Origin of the sequence: Nonomuraea wenchangensis, from assembly GCF_900111685.1 — a bacterium.
GTDB lineage: Bacteria > Actinomycetota > Actinomycetes > Streptosporangiales > Streptosporangiaceae > Nonomuraea > Nonomuraea wenchangensis.
This window is the reverse complement of record NZ_FOHX01000010.1, coordinates 144,135-158,612: the sequence shown is the minus strand read 5'-3', so window position 1 is coordinate 158,612 and position 14,478 is coordinate 144,135. Positions and strand designations below refer to the sequence as shown.

Below are 14,478 nucleotides of genomic sequence, written 5' to 3'. Positions count from 1 at the left end.
TTCCGAGCGGATGTTGGCTATCGTGTGGAACGCTCACACTGATGTCCGCGGAAGGAGCGGGGATGCCGCAGATCCGCCCGCTCCGGCCGGGCGACCCCGAACGGGTGGCCGGCTGGCGGCTCGTCGGCGTGCTCGGCTCCGGCGGCCAGGGAACGGTCTACAAGGCGGTCGGCGACGACGGGCGCGAGGTCGCCGTCAAGCTGCTGCACAGCCATCTGAGCGGTGACGACGCCATCACCCGTGGCTTCCTGCGCGAGGTCGAGGCGGCGCGGCGGGTTGCCGCGTTCTGCACGGCGGCGGTGCTCGACGTGGGGACGGCGGACGAGCGCCCCTACATCGTGAGCGAGTACGTCGCGGGCGACACGCTGCAGCAGGTCGTCCGGTCGGAGGGGCCGCGCACCGGCGGGACGCTGGACCGGCTGGCGATCTCGACGCTGACCGCGCTGGCCGCCATCCACCAGGCCGGGATCGTGCACCGCGACTTCAAGCCGGGCAACGTGCTCATCGGGCCCGAGGGGCCCATCGTCATCGACTTCGGCATCGCCAAGGCGCTGGACGCGACGACGATGGCGTCCGGGGTGGTGGGGACGCCGACGTACATGTCGCCCGAGCAGTTCGAGGGGCAGCGGGTCGGGCCGGCGTCGGACATGTTCAGCTGGGCCGGGACCATGGTGTTCGCGGCCACCGGGCGGCCCGCCTACGCCGGGGCGACGGTCCCGGCGATCCTCAACGCCGTGCTCAGCGGCTCGCCCGACCTGGACGGGGTGCCTGAGCGGCTGGCGGAGGTGCTGCGGGCGTGCTTCGCCAGGGACCCGGCCTTACGGCCGTCGCCCACGGAGCTGATGAAGCGCCTGATGACCCACCGCGGCCCAGCCGTCCCCTTTCCCCCGCCCGGCCCTCCGGAAGGGCCCACTCCACCCGCCACCCCAACCCCCGCTGGGCCGGGCGCGGCCTTCAACGGGCCGGGCGCGCCGCCGTCGGGCCCCGAAGCCATGCCGGGCGCCGCTGGGCGCGGCGGGGTGGCGGGCGCCGCCGGGCTTGGCGGGGTGGCAGCGGGGCAGGCCGCTGCTGTGCGGGGCGACGGGGACGGCGTGCCCGCGTCGAGTCCCGTCGGCCCGTGGCCTGCGCCCCGTGGGGGTGGCGGGCCCGCGTCGGAGCCCGCAGGCCCGTGGTCGGGGCCCGGTGGGAGTGGTGTGCCCGGGACTGGGCCTGGCGGAGGCGCAGGGCGTCCGACCCCCGAGGGGTACGGGGGGTCCGGAGGGCTTCGGGGGCAGGGGACTGTCGAGGGGCGGGGCCCTAATGCGCGAGGTCGTGGGTTCCAAGGGGCGTATCACGGTGGGATGACGGATGCGGAGACGTCGCCGGGAGGTGGGCGGAAGGGGGCCAGTCGGCGGGCGGTGCTGAGCGCCGGGGCGGCGGCGTTGGCGACGGCGGCGGTGTCGGCGTTCGTCGTGCTCAGGCCGGACGGCGGCGCGGCGGGCCATGACGGGACGCTGGGTCAGCCGCCTGTTCCTGACACCGGCATCGGCACCGGCATCGGCACCGGCGCCACGGGGACGCCGCCTGCCACCGGGTCACCCGTCCCCCTCACCACCCAGACAGCCGCCACGCCGGTCGCGGCGGAGCCGTTCGGGACGTTGATCGGGGACCCGGCGGCACTGCCCTCGGGCACGGGCGCCCCGTCGGCGGCGATGGGGGCGCGCGGGCCGTTCGTGGCGCTCGGCGGCGGCAACGGCTCCGTCGTCGCCTGGGACCTCACCGCCGGCCCGGCCCGCAGGCTCGGCGACGGCGGCGCGGCGACGACGGCCGTCGCGTACGGCAACAGCCGGGGCGAGCCGGTGATCGCCTCCGGTCACGCCGACGGCCGCATGCGCCTGTGGAGCCCGTCCGGCAAGAGCCTGGCCGCGCACAAGGCCACGGATCCGATCATCGCGGTGACCGTCACGGCCGAGGGCCGGGTGGTCGCGGTGTCGCAGAAGTACGACAGCCTGCGCGACCTGCGCGGCACCGTCCGCCTGTGGGACGTCACGACCGGCAGGCAGATCGGTCCCACGAGCACCGAGCACTTCCAGGGTGTCAACGGCCTGGCCTTCGGCCGGCTGGGCGACACCGACGTGCTGGTGACGGGCGACGGCGCGAACCGGGTCCGGGTGCGTCCCCTGTCCACGGGCGTGGTGTCGGGCACGTTCAAGACCGAGGAGATCGGCGGCATCGAGCTCCTGGCGTGCGCCGAGCTGAAGGGCGAGCCGGTGCTGGTCTCCACGCATCTGGACGCCACCTTGCGCGTGTACGACCTCAAGTCGGGCAAGCGCAGGAAGAAGTGGGACTTCAGCGACCGCAGCCCCGACGACCGGGGGACGGCCGCGCTGGTGACCGGCACCCTGGGCGGCGTGCCGGTCGCGGTCGTGGCGCACACGCCGTCGGGCGGGGACGCGTTCGTGCGCGTCTGGAGCCTCGCCGACGGGGAGCTCGTCGGCGAGTTCGGCTCCGGCGAGGGCGGCGGCATCCGCGCGCTGGCGCTCGCCGAGCAGCCGGTGACCCGTCCCGTCGTCGTCGCCGTCGGCGCGGACCGCCGGCTGCGCCTGTGGAGCCTCGGCACCGGCTGAGCCGTCGTCCCGCTCCCGGCAGCCGCCCCCGCTGGTTTGCGTCCGTGCCGTGAGGTGTGATGTCGTACCGCATCGTTTCTCAGAAAGGCTGTGCCGTGCCGATCATCGTGGACCTGACCAGCGGATCCGTCGAACGCGAGCGCCGGGACGACGAGTCCGGCCACCATGACGGGACGATCCTCGGCCTGCGGCTGATGACCGAGCGCACGCCGCCCGGCCTGGACCCGTACGACCCGCGGGCGCTGCTGTTCGTGGCCGCCGGCCGGCTCGGCGGCGTCCGCGCGCCCGGTCTGGCCAAGGCGGTGTTCCTGGCCAAGTCGCCGTTGACCGGGGTGGCCGGCGAGGCGCACGCGCTCGGCCCGTTCGCGGCGGGGATGCGGGCGGCCGGGGTGCGGGCGCTGGCGGTGACCGGGCGGGCGGCGCGGCTGTCGTACCTGCTGGTGGAGGACGGCGAGGTCAGCGTGCGGGACGCGGAGGAGCTGCGTGGCCTCGGCACCGCCGCCACCACCGACGCGCTGAGGGCCAGGCACGGCCGCGACGCCTCCGTGGCGGCGATCGGCCCGGCCGGGGAGAACCTGGTCAGGTACGCGAGCGTCGTCGCCGACCTCGCCCATCCGGCCGCCCGGTACGGCATCGGCGCGGTGTTCGGCGCCAAGAACCTCAAGGCCCTGGTGTGCGCGGGCGACGCCGAGGCGGCAGTGGCCGACCCCGGGGCGCTGGCGGGCGTCGCCGCCTTCTACCGGGAGGCGCTGTCCGTCAACCGGCTGGCGGCCTGGCAGCACGGCGAGCCGGGGTTCGCGGGATGGACGGACGAGCCGCCCACGCCCGGCTACGTCGCCGTGCGCAACTTCTCCGTCACGGCCGCGACCGGGCTGCGCGCCCCTCAGGAGGGCGATTACGCGGGCCGCGCGGTGACGCTGCGCGGCGCCTGCCCGGGCTGCCCCAACGACTGCCTCAAGGTGTACGCCCCGCCGTCCGCGCCGGAGCGCCGCTCGGGCGGGCTCGGGCAGGAGGCGTTCCCTTCGCTCGGCTGGAACCTCGGCATCGACGACCTCGACACCGTGCTGGCCGCGAACGCCCTCTGCAACGACCTCGGTCTCGACCCGGTCAGCCTGGGCGGCACGCTGGCCTTCGCCATGGAGTGCGCCGGGCGCGGCCTGCTGCCCGGCGGGCCCGCCTTCGGTGACGCGGCGGCCCTGCCCGGCCTGGTCGCGGACGTGGCGCACCGGACGGGCGCGCTCGGCGAGCTGCTGGCCGGGGGCGCCGCCCGCGCGGCGGCAGCGCTGGGCCCGGAGGCCGCCCGGTACGCGATGACGGTCAAGGGCGCCGAGCTGCCCTGCTTCGATCCGCGCGTCCAGCCGGGGCTCGGTCTCGGCTACGCCCTCGCTCCCGGCGGCCCCCGCTACGACGCGCTGGAGCACGACCTGGACTTCGACCCGGTGGAGGGGCTCACGTACTGCTTCCCCGAGGCGGCGAGGATCGGGGCGGAGCCGGCGCCGGCCGGCCGCCTGGACGCCGAGCGGGGCGCGCGCACCGCCCGCCTGCTGCGGCTGTGGAGCGCCCTGGACGCGCTCAACGTGTGCCTGTTCGCCTCCTCCCCCACCCGCCCGCTGACGCTGGACCACCTGACCGGGCTGGCCGCCGCCGTGCTGGGCCGCGAGTTCCCGGTCGCGGAGCTGCTGGCGGCCGGGCAGGAGCGGCTGGACGCGATGCGCGCCTACGCCGCCAGGGAGGGCCTGGCGGGCCGCGAGGAGCTGCCCGCGCGGCTGCACGAGGAGCCGGTCGCCGAGGGGCCTTACAAGGGGGCGGTGCTGGAGCGGGAGGCGTTCGCCGAGGCGCGGGCGGCGTTCCGCGCCGAGCTCGGCTGGTAGAGCCCTGCGGGGCGCGGTGAGTTTTCGGCGTGGACGGTGTCCCATGGGGCATGAGCAAACTCCTCTACTCCGCGACGATGTCCCTGGACGGCTTCATCGCCGGGCCGGGCGGCGACATGTCCTGGCTGACCCCGTACCTCGGCCCCGATCCCTTCGCCGACGACCTCGCCGGGCGGATCGGCTCGCTCCTCGTGGGCCGGCGCACGTACGGCGGCGACGACCCGCACCGGGGCACGGAAGGCGAGGGTCAGGCGTTCGGCGGCGGCTGGAGCGGCCCGCAGGTCGTGCTGACCCACCACGCCCCCGCCGAGCCGGTGCCGGGCGTGGTGTTCGCCGGCGACCTCGGCACCGCCGTCGCCACCGCCAAGGAGGCGGCGGGCGGCAAGTACGTCAACGTGCTCGGCGCGGACGTGGCCCGGCAGTGCCTCGAGGCGGGGGTCCTGGACGAGATCCTGGTGTTCGTCGCGCCCGTCCTGCTCGGCGACGGCGTCCGCCTCTTCGACCGCCCGGGCGGCGCGCCCGTCCACCTCGAACGGCTCGGCGTCACACAGGCGCCGTCGGCCGCGCACCTGTGGTGGCGGGTCCCGACGCCGGGGTGAGCCCGTACCGCGCGGGTAGGGGCCGTCCATCCGCCCCGGAAGGAGAGGTCGATGCGGAGCGACGGCGAGCGCGCCCTGGGCGGCCTGCTGGCGGCCAGCCACCTGGCCACCATGGAGGACCTGCCGGCCCTGGTCGCCGAGCACGCCGCGACGATGGGCTTCTCCGGCACCCTGATCTACGTCGTGGACCTGCAGCAGCAGACGCTGGTGCCGCTGCCGGGTCAGCGCGACGCGGCCGGCCGCCCGCCGGAGCGGCTGGGCGTCGACACCACGCTGCCTGGCCGGGCGTTCCAGACGGTGTCTCTGGTGTACGCGATGCCGGGCCCGGGCGGCGGCCGGCGCCGGCTGTGGATGCCGCTGCTGGACGGCACCGAGCGGGTCGGGGTGCTCGGGACCGACGTGCCGGACGAGGATCCGGAGCTGGCCGAGTGGCGGGCCGCCCAGCTCGCCGCGCTGATCGCGGTGCTGGTCGTCAGCAAGCGCCCCCACAGCGACTCCTACTCCCGGCTGGTGCGGTCCCGGCCGATGACGTTGTCGGCGGAGGTCATGTGGAGCCTGCTGCCGCCGGGCACGTTCGCGAGCGAGGGCGTGGTGGTGAGCGCCGCCATGGAGCCCGCGTACGAGGTGGGCGGCGACGCCTACGACTACGCGATCGACGGGGACGTCCTGCACGTGTCGCTGTTCGACGCGATGGGGCACGACACGGCGGCCGGGCTGACCGCCTCGGTCGCGATGGCCGCGTCCCGGCACGACCGGCGCCGGGGCACGGGGCTGCCCGAGGTGAGCGAGGCGGTGGACGCGGCGATCAGGGCGCAGTTCGTCGGCCGGTACGCGACCGGCCTCCTGGCCTCGCTGGACCTGCGGACCGGCCTGCTGCGCTGGGTCAACCGGGGCCACCACCCGCCGCTGGTGATCCGGGGCGGGCGGCGGGTGGCGACGCTGGAGACCGTCCCCGTGCCCGATCCGCCGATGGGCTTCGGGCTGGGCGTGTCCAGGGGGCTGCTGCGCTACCAGCTCGAACCCGGCGACCGGCTGCTGTTCTACACCGACGGCATCGTGGAGGCGCGCAGCCCGGACGGCGAGGTGTTCGGGCTGGAGCGCTTCGCCGACTTCGTGGTGCGGCACGAGGCCGACGGCGTGTCGGCGCCGGAGACGCTGCGCCGGCTGATCCAGGCCATCCTGCGGCACCAGGGCGACCGGCTGCAGGACGACGCCACGGTGATGACCGTCGAGTGGTACGGCGAGCGGCACCGCCTCCTGACCCTGCCCTGACCTGCGGCGGCATTACCATCTCCAGTCTCTCAGCCGATCAGGAGGAGAGGTTGTCCCCAAAGGTGCCGGGTAGGCCGGAAACCGGATGTTCCCGACCAACGCAAGGAGCCCGGCGTCATGCCTTTCAACCCATTGCAGGAGCGGGGTATCCCGCTGGACAAGCAGCTGCGGAACTGGCGCGAGCTGAGCGTGACCCCCGTCGATCCCGACCACTGCGACCCCTACACGCTCTGCCGGATCATCACGATGAACGGCATCGAGATCGAGGCCATCCTGTTCAGCCACCAGCTCGCCCGGCACTGCCCGGACATCGAGCTCAAGCAGCAGCTCGCCCGCTCCCGCTACATCGAGGCCCAGCAGCAGAAGGCCGTCAACTGGCTGCTGCCCGGCGTGTCCTCGGTGCTGGAGACGACGATCTCCTACGAGCAGGTCGCCGTGGACCTGACGGCGTGGGTGGCCCGCATGGAGCCGGATCCGTACCTGCAGCAGGCCTACCAGTTCGGGGTGCTGGAGGACTTCGACCACCTCTACCGTTACGCCAACCTGTACGAGATGATCGAGCACCGCAAGGCGGAGAAGATCGTCGACAACCTGACGGAGGTCATGCCGGGACGGCCGACCTACTTGCATCACCGCAACCCGGTGGACAACGTGCGCGAGCCCTATGACCGCTCCAAAGCCGCGCCGATCTCCAAGCTGCACGCGCTGACGGTCATGTCCGCCGAGCAGCAGACGATGAACTTCTACATGAACGTCGGGCCGACCTACATGGAGCCGATCGCCCGGCAGCTCTACCAGGAGATCGGGATGGTGGAGGAGGAGCACGTCACCCACTACGAGTCCCTGGTGGACCCGGGCGAGAGCTGGTGGGAGATGCTGCTCAACCACGAGTACAACGAGTGCTACCTCTACCACTCGTTCATGCAGACCGAGTCCGACCCCAAGGTGAAGAACATCTGGGAGCTGCATCTCAACATGGAGCTGGAGCACCTGCGGCTGGCGGCCGAGCTGTTCAAGAAGTACGACGGCCGCGACCCCGAGCAGGTGTGCGCGCCGGAGCTGCCGGCGCCGGTGACGTTCGAGCCGAACAAGGCTTACCTGCGCGACCTGCTGGCCACCCAGATCGACTACACGACGCTGGGCACCGGCTACGTGCAGGAGGCCCACGAGCGGTTCGAGAAGATGCAGGAGGCCGTCATGGGCGGCGAGCAGCCGGCCTCCGAGCGGGTGATCGCGGAGAACCGCGCCAAGTCGGGACGCGAGTACCGGCTGCAGACCGAGGGCGAGCACCCGGTCCACAGCCTGGCGCTGAGCCGCCGCTGACCCGGGTGATCCTGCGCCGGCGCTCGGCCCGCGCGTAGACCGTTGACATCCGCACAAATCGGACTTTAGGTTGTGCGAAACGTTTCGACAACCTCCCGTCAGGGGTCTGATGTCCTCGTTACGTGACGTGGCCGAGCGGGCCCAGGTCGCGGTCAGCACGGTCTCCGCCGCGCTCAACGGCACCCGGCCGGTGGCCGCGGCCACCAAGCGGCGCATCGAGCAGGCCGCCGCCGAGCTCGGCTACCGCCCCAACCTGCTGGCGCGCGGCCTGCAGAGCAAGCGGACCAGGATCCTCGCGCTGCTGTTCCCCACGCCGGCCGGCGGCTTCGGCCACACGGAGATGCTCTTCGCGACCGGCGCCGCCGAGGCCGCCAAGGAGCTGGGCTACCACCTGCTGCTGTCGCCGGAGAGCGCCGACCCGGTCGACGAGCTGCGCCACCTCACCGGCCTGGGCCTGGTGGACGGCGTGCTGCTCATGGAGGTGCGGCTGGACGACGAGCGGACGGAGTTCCTGTCGGCGGCCGGGGTGCCGTTCGCGATGATCGGCCGCACCCGCGAGCCGGACGCGATCGACCACGCCGACATCGACTTCGCCGCCACCGCCCGCGACGCGGTCGCGCACGTGGCCGGGCTCGGCCACCGCGAGCTGGCCTTCTTCAACCTCTCCCCCGGCCGGTACGCCGAGAGCTACGGCCCGGCGGCCCGGATGGCCGGGGAGTTCGCCACGGCCGCCCGCGAGGCGGGCCTCGGCTACGCGGACGGCTTCCGCCCGGGCTCGGCCGAAGAGGGCAGGCAGGCGTTCGAGCGGCTGATGGCCGAGCGCCCCGGCGTGACGGCGCTGGCCGTGGCCGACGACCACGCGGCGGCCGGCGTGCTCGCGGGCGTGGCGGCGCGCGGCTGGCGCGTCCCGGAGGACCTGACGCTGGTGCTGGTGCTGTCATCGGCGCGGGCGGCGGCCATGTTCCACCCGAGCCTGACGACGCTGGAGCCGCCGAGCGCCGAGCTGGGCCGGCTCGGCGCGCGCATGCTCATCGACCGGCTCCAGGGCGACGGTCCGCCGCGCCAGCGGCTGGTGCCGTGCCGGCTGGTGCCCGGCGGCAGCTCGGGTCCCCCGCGAGCGGGCTCATGAGCGGGCTGCGGCGCCTCACGGCGGGCCGCGGCCTGCTGTTCGGCGGCGACTACAACCCCGAGCAGTGGCCGGAGGAGGTCTGGGCCGAGGACGCCGCGCTGATGCGCGACGCCGGGGTCAACCTGGTGACGGTCGGCGTGTTCAGCTGGGCGCGGCTGGAGCCGGAGCCGGGGGCCCGCGACTTCGGCTGGCTGGACCAGGTCATGGACCTGATGGCCGGCGCCGAGATAGCGGTGGACCTCGCCACCCCGACCGCCTCGCCGCCGCCGTGGCTGGGGCATCTCCAGCCGGAGACGCTGCCGGTGGACGCCTCGGGGCACCGGCTCTGGTACGGCTCGCGCAACCAGTTCTGCCCGTCCTCGCCCGTCTACCGGGAGCGGGCGCTCGGCATCGTGCGCGACCTCGCCGCCCGCTACGCGGGACACCCCGCGCTCGCCCTCTGGCACGTCGGCAACGAGTACGGCCAGGTCTGCCACTGCGACGTCTCGGCGCAGGCGTTCCGCGCCTGGCTGGAGCGGCGTTACGGGGGCCTGGACGCGCTCAACGCGGCGTGGGGCACCGCGTTCTGGAGCCAGCGTTACTCCGGCTGGGCGGAGATCCTGCCGCCGCGCCGGGCCCCTTACCTGGTGAACCCGACGCAGAGCCTCGACTGGCAGCGGTTCTGCTCCGACGCGCTGCTCGACCACTTCCGCGCCGAACGTGACGTGCTGCGCGAGCACACCCCGGACATCCCGGTCACCACGAACTTCATGGGGCTGTTCAAGCCGGTGGACGCCTGGAGGTGGGCCGCCGAGGAGGACGTCGTCTCCAACGACTGCTACCCGGACCCGGGCGACCCGCTCGCCCCTGCGCGCGCCGCGCTGGTCCACGACCTCATGCGCGGCCTGGCGGGCGGCCGGCCGTGGCTGCTGATGGAGCAGGCGGCCGGCGCGGTCAACTGGCGCCCGCACAACCTGCCCAAGCCGCCGGGGCAGCTCCGGCTGGAGTCGCTGCAGGCGCTGGCCAGGGGCGCCGACGGCCTGTGCTACTTCCAGTGGCGCGCCTCCCGCTTCGGCGCCGAGCGCTTCCACTCGGCGATGGTGCCGCATGCCGGCCCCGACACCCGGCTGCACCGCGAGGTGCGCGCGCACGGACGGGAGCTGCGCGGGCTCGGCGAGGTGGCGGGGCAGCCGGTGCCGGCGCGGGTGGCGCTGGTGTTCGGCTGGGAGAGCTGGTGGGCGCTGGAGGAGCCGGGCCGGCCGAGCGACCGGCTGCGGGCCGACGAGCAACTGCTCGCCTACTACCTGCCGCTGTGGGAGCGGGGCGTCGCCGTAGACGTGGTGCCGCCGGACGCCGACCTCGGCGGGTACGCGCTGGTCGTCGTCCCGAACCTGTTCCTCGTCGCCGACCGGGACGCGGAGGCGCTGACCGCGTACGCGCGGGGCGGCGGCACGCTGCTCGTCGGCCCGTTCTCCGGGGTGGTGGACCCGGACGGGCACGTACGCACCGGCCGGTTCCCGGCGCCGCTGCGCGCGGCGCTCGGCGCGTCCGGCGAGGAGTGGCTGCCCGCGGCGGGCGAGGTCGGCTGCCGCTGGCGCGACGGGGACACGTTCACCGCGCACACCTGGACCGAGCTGATGGCCGCCGAAGGAGCCGAGGCCGTGGCCGAGTTCACCGGCGGCGACCTGGCCTGCCGGCCGGCGGTGCTGCGGCACCGCGCCGGCGACGGCGTCGCCTGGTACGTCGCCACCCTGCCGGAGCCCGCCGCCCTCGCCGAGGTCATGGCGCGGGCGCTGGCGGACGCGGGCGTGCGCGGCGAGGTCGCCGAGCTGCCGCCCGGCGTCGAGGCGGTACGCCGCGGCGAGGTGCTGTTCCTGCTGAACCACGGCGCCGCGACCGCCCGCGTGGACCCGGGAGGACGCTGCGAGGACCTGCTGACCGGAGCCGTCGCCGACGGCCCCGTGACCCTGCCGCCGCGCGCGGTCGCCGCGCTGCGCCGGCACACGTGACTCGACCTCTGGGGCGGACGGGATGAAGTTCAAGGACGGTTACTGGCGGATGCGACCGGGGGTGCGGGCCTCGTACGCCGCCGCTGCGCACGACGTCACGGCGGATCAGGCGGGCGGGTCGTTACGGATCCTCGCGCCCACCCGCCCGATCACCCACCGCGGCGCCACCATCGACGGCCCGGTCCTGCGCGTGGACGTCTCCTCACCGATGCCGGACGCGATCAGCGTCCGCGTGGTGCACCTCGCCGGTTCGGTGCCGGACTCCCCCGTCTTCGAGCTGCACGGGGAGCCGGGCGTGGCCGAGATCGCCGTGGACGCCGAGCACGCGAGCCTGACCAGCGGCTCGCTCACCGCGCGGCTGCGCAGGGACGCGCCGTGGGAGCTGGTGTTCAGCGCCGGCGGCAGGGAGCTGACCCGCGGCGACGGCAGGAGCCTCGCCGTCATGGAGGACGCCGACGGCCGGCACTTCCTGGCCGAGCAGCTCCGGCTGAGCGCCGGTGAGCTGGTGTACGGGCTCGGCGAGCGCTTCGGCCCGCTGGTGCGCAACGGGCAGACGGTGGACATCTGGAACGACGACGGCGGCACGGCCAGCGAGCTGGCCTACAAGAACATCCCGTTCTACCTGACCAACCGCGGCTACGGCGTGTTCGTCAACCATCCGGGCCGGGTGTCGTTCGAGGTGGGGTCGGAGACGGTGTCGCGGGTGCAGTTCAGCGTCGAGGGGCACGAGCTGGAGTACCTCGTGATCCACGGCCCGACGCCGGCCGACATCCTGCGCCGCTACACCGCGCTGACCGGCCGCCCGGCGCTGCCGCCCGCCTGGTCGTTCGGGTTGTGGCTGTCCACGTCGTTCACCACCGACTACGACGAGGCCACGGTCACGTCGTTCGTGGCCGGGATGGCCGAGCGGGACATCCCGCTCAGCGTGCTGCACTTCGACTGCTTCTGGATGCGGCAATACCGCTGGTGCGACTTCGAGTGGGACCCGGAGACGTTCCCCGACCCCGAGGGCATGCTGCGCCGGCTCAAGGAGCGCGGGCTGCGGGTGTGCGTGTGGATCAACCCGTACGTCGGGCAGGCGTCGGCGCTGTTCGACGAGGGCCGGCGGCTCGGCCACCTGCTGCGCCGCCCGGACGGCACGGTGTGGCAGGACGACCACTGGCAGGCGGGGCGGGCGCTGGTGGACTTCACCTCGCCGGCCGCCCGGGAGTGGTACGCGGGCAAGCTGCGCGCGCTGCTCGACATGGGCGTGGACGCGTTCAAGACCGACTTCGGCGAGCGTGTCCCCACGGACGTGGCCTACGCCGACGGCTCCGACCCCGAGCGCATGCACAACTACTACACGCTGCTCTACAACCGGACCGTCCACGACGTGCTGGCCGAGCGCGGCCCCGCCGTGCTGTTCGCCCGGTCGGCGACCGTCGGCGGGCAGCGGCTGCCGGTGCACTGGGGCGGCGACTGCGAGTCCACGTTCGAGGCGATGGCCGAGTCGCTGCGCGGCGGGCTCTCGCTCGGCCTGGCCGGGTTCGGGTTCTGGAGCCACGACATCGGCGGGTTCGAGGGCCTGCCTGATCCGGCGGTGTTCAAGCGGTGGGTGGCCTTCGGGCTGCTGTCGTCGCACAGCCGGCTGCACGGCAGCTCGTCGTACCGGGTGCCGTGGCTGTTCGACGAGGAGGCGGTGGCCGTGCTGCGCGCCTTCACCAGGCTCAAGGCCCGCCTCATGCCCTACCTGTACGGGGCCGCGGTGCGCGCGACCACGGACGGGCTGCCGGTGATGCGGGCGATGCAGCTGGAGTTCCCCGGCGACCGGGCCTGCGACCACCTCGACGCCCAGTACATGCTGGGCCAGGACCTGCTGGTCGCGCCGGTGCTGTCGGCGGAGGGCGAGGTCTCCTACTACGTGCCCGCGGGCGAGTGGACCCGCCTGCTGGACGGCGGCACGGTGACCGGGCCCGGCTGGCACGCCGAGGTGCACGGCTTCGACAGCCTGCCGCTGCTGGTGCGGCCGGGCGCGGTGCTGCCGGTCGGCGCGCGCGAGGACCGGCCCGACTACGACTACGCCGACGGCGTGACCCTGCAGGCGTACCGGCTCGCGGACGGAGATCACCGCACTGTTACCGTTCCCACCGTGGACGGGGGCGTCGGGGCGGTCTTCGAGGTGTCGCGGGCCGGCGAGCGGGTGCGGGCCCGGCGTGTCGAGGGCCCGGCCACGTCCTGGAACCTGCTGGCCGGCGGCGTGCGGGCGACCGCCGGGCCGGACACGGACGAGATAGAGATCATCCTTGAAGGAGCAGCATGACCACCTTCCCCGAGAGTTTCCTGTGGGGCACCGCCACCGCCGCCTACCAGGTCGAGGGCGCCTGGAACGAGGACGGCCGCGGCCCGTCCATCTGGGACACCTTCTCGCACACCCCCGGGCTGGTCGCGAACGGCGACACCGGTGACCTCGCCTGCGACCACTACCACCGGCTGGAGTCCGACCTCGACCTGCTGGCCGGGCTCGGCGTCGGCGCCTACCGCTTCTCGATCTCCTGGCCGCGCGTCCAGCCGGGCGGCGCCGGCGGGCTCAACGAGCCGGGCGCGGCCTTCTACGACCGGCTCATCGACGGCCTGCTGACCCGCGGCATCGCCCCCGTCGCCACCCTCTACCACTGGGACCTGCCGCAGGAGCTGGAGGACGCGGGCGGCTGGCCGGCCCGCGACACCGCGCTGCGCTTCGCCGAGTACGCCCGCCTGATGGGCGAGCGGTACGGCGACCGCGTGCACACCTGGATCACGCTGAACGAGCCGTGGTGCTCGGCCTACCTGGGCTACGGCTCCGGCGTGCACGCCCCGGCGCGCACCGACCCGGCCGCGGCCCTCGCCGCCGTCCACCACCTCAACCTCGGGCACGGCCTGGCGGTGCAGGCGCTGCGCTCGACCGCGGCCGGGGACGCCGACATGTCGGTCACGCTCAACCTGCACCACGTGCGCGGCGTGTCCGAGGCGGACGCGGCGGCGGTGCGCAAGGCGGACGCCCTGGCCAACCGGGCCTTCCTCGGGCCGATGCTGGAGGGCGCCTACCCGCGCGACCTCATCGAGGCCACCTCCTCGGTGACCGACTGGTCGTTCGTGCGCGACGGCGACGAGGCGGCCGCCTGTCAGCCGCTGGACGTGCTCGGCGTCAACTACTACAACCCGACGCTGGTGCGGCACTGGGACGGCTCCGGCGCGAAGGAGACGGCCGACGGCCACCAGGACGGGGCCGCCTCCCCGTGGATCGCCTGCGAGGACGTGGAGTTCGTGCGCCAGCCGGGCCCGTACACCGAGATGGGCTGGAACATCGACGAGACCGGCCTGACCGAGCTGCTGCTGCGCCTGCACCGCGACCACCCCGGCCTGCCCCTCATGATCACCGAGAACGGCGCCGCGTTCCCCGACCCGGTCGGGCAGGACGGGCTGGTCCACGACGCCGACCGGATCGACTACCTGCGCCGGCACCTGTCCGCGGTGGCCGAGGCCATCGCGGGCGGCGCGGACGTGCGCGGCTACTTCGTGTGGTCGCTGATGGACAACTTCGAGTGGGCGCACGGCTACGCCAAGCGGTTCGGCATCGTGAGGGTGGACCGGGAGACGATGGAGCGCACCTGGAAGGACAGCGCCCACTGGTATCGCGACGTGGTGGCCACGGGCAAGCTGCCGGAGTGAGCC

9 protein-coding genes are annotated in these 14,478 nt (G+C 74.2%); all 9 read left to right on the top strand.

Annotated elements, in window-relative coordinates; all coding sequences use genetic code 11:
- The first annotated feature begins 62 nt into the window (after positions 1–62).
- The 9 genes from BMW85_RS28650 to BMW85_RS28610 all read left to right on the top strand — a co-directional run bounded on the left by BMW85_RS28650 (position 63) and on the right by BMW85_RS28610 (position 14,475).
- Positions 63–2,606 carry a WD40 repeat domain-containing serine/threonine protein kinase gene (locus BMW85_RS28650; RefSeq protein ID WP_177240930.1) on the top strand — a complete coding sequence of 848 codons (2,544 nt, stop codon included), beginning with the start codon at positions 63–65 and terminating at the stop codon, positions 2,604–2,606.
- A gap of 95 nt (positions 2,607–2,701) precedes the next feature.
- Positions 2,702–4,477: an aldehyde ferredoxin oxidoreductase C-terminal domain-containing protein gene (locus BMW85_RS28645; protein ID WP_177240929.1), complete on the top strand. Its 1,776-nt coding sequence runs from the start codon at positions 2,702–2,704 to the stop codon at positions 4,475–4,477.
- A gap of 50 nt (positions 4,478–4,527) precedes the next feature.
- On the top strand, positions 4,528–5,076 hold the full coding sequence (locus BMW85_RS28640) for a dihydrofolate reductase family protein (protein ID WP_091087437.1): 549 nt from the start codon (positions 4,528–4,530) through the stop codon (positions 5,074–5,076).
- Between the two features lie 51 nt (positions 5,077–5,127).
- Positions 5,128–6,348 (top strand): PP2C family protein-serine/threonine phosphatase, encoded by a 1,221-nt coding sequence (locus BMW85_RS28635; RefSeq protein WP_091087434.1) that lies wholly within the window; start codon positions 5,128–5,130, stop codon positions 6,346–6,348.
- 117 nt (positions 6,349–6,465) lie between these two features.
- Positions 6,466–7,671 carry a hypothetical protein gene (locus BMW85_RS28630; RefSeq protein ID WP_091087431.1) on the top strand — a complete coding sequence of 402 codons (1,206 nt, stop codon included), beginning with the start codon at positions 6,466–6,468 and terminating at the stop codon, positions 7,669–7,671.
- 109 nt (positions 7,672–7,780) lie between these two features.
- The gene (locus tag BMW85_RS28625) at positions 7,781–8,800 is read left to right on the top strand and encodes a LacI family DNA-binding transcriptional regulator (protein WP_091087429.1); all 1,020 of its coding nucleotides are present in this window, start codon (positions 7,781–7,783) and stop codon (positions 8,798–8,800) included.
- Positions 8,797–10,788 (top strand): beta-galactosidase, encoded by a 1,992-nt coding sequence (locus tag BMW85_RS28620; protein ID WP_091087427.1) that lies wholly within the window; start codon positions 8,797–8,799, stop codon positions 10,786–10,788. Before BMW85_RS28625 ends, BMW85_RS28620 begins: the two co-directional genes overlap by 4 nt.
- Positions 10,789–10,810: 22 nt before the next feature.
- Positions 10,811–13,087 (top strand): alpha-xylosidase, encoded by a 2,277-nt coding sequence (yicI, locus tag BMW85_RS28615; RefSeq protein WP_091087424.1) that lies wholly within the window; start codon positions 10,811–10,813, stop codon positions 13,085–13,087.
- Positions 13,084–14,475 carry a GH1 family beta-glucosidase gene (locus BMW85_RS28610; RefSeq protein WP_091087422.1) on the top strand — a complete coding sequence of 464 codons (1,392 nt, stop codon included), beginning with the start codon at positions 13,084–13,086 and terminating at the stop codon, positions 14,473–14,475. Before yicI ends, BMW85_RS28610 begins: the two co-directional genes overlap by 4 nt.
- The last annotated feature ends 3 nt before the right edge of the window (positions 14,476–14,478 follow it).

What these genes read in the sequence shown, in the direction of transcription:
- BMW85_RS28650 (WP_177240930.1), top strand. Translation starts at nt 63, where the DNA reads ATGCCGCAGATCCGCCCGCTCCGGCCGGGCGACCCCGAACGGGTGGCC.
- BMW85_RS28635 (WP_091087434.1), top strand. Translation starts at nt 5,128, where the DNA reads ATGCGGAGCGACGGCGAGCGCGCCCTGGGCGGCCTGCTGGCGGCCAGC.
- yicI (WP_091087424.1), top strand. Translation starts at nt 10,811, where the DNA reads ATGAAGTTCAAGGACGGTTACTGGCGGATGCGACCGGGGGTGCGGGCC.
- BMW85_RS28610 (WP_091087422.1), top strand. Translation starts at nt 13,084, where the DNA reads ATGACCACCTTCCCCGAGAGTTTCCTGTGGGGCACCGCCACCGCCGCC.
- BMW85_RS28620 (WP_091087427.1), top strand. Translation starts at nt 8,797, where the DNA reads ATGAGCGGGCTGCGGCGCCTCACGGCGGGCCGCGGCCTGCTGTTCGGC.
- BMW85_RS28625 (WP_091087429.1), top strand. Translation starts at nt 7,781, where the DNA reads ATGTCCTCGTTACGTGACGTGGCCGAGCGGGCCCAGGTCGCGGTCAGC.
- BMW85_RS28640 (WP_091087437.1), top strand. Translation starts at nt 4,528, where the DNA reads ATGAGCAAACTCCTCTACTCCGCGACGATGTCCCTGGACGGCTTCATC.
- BMW85_RS28630 (WP_091087431.1), top strand. Translation starts at nt 6,466, where the DNA reads ATGCCTTTCAACCCATTGCAGGAGCGGGGTATCCCGCTGGACAAGCAG.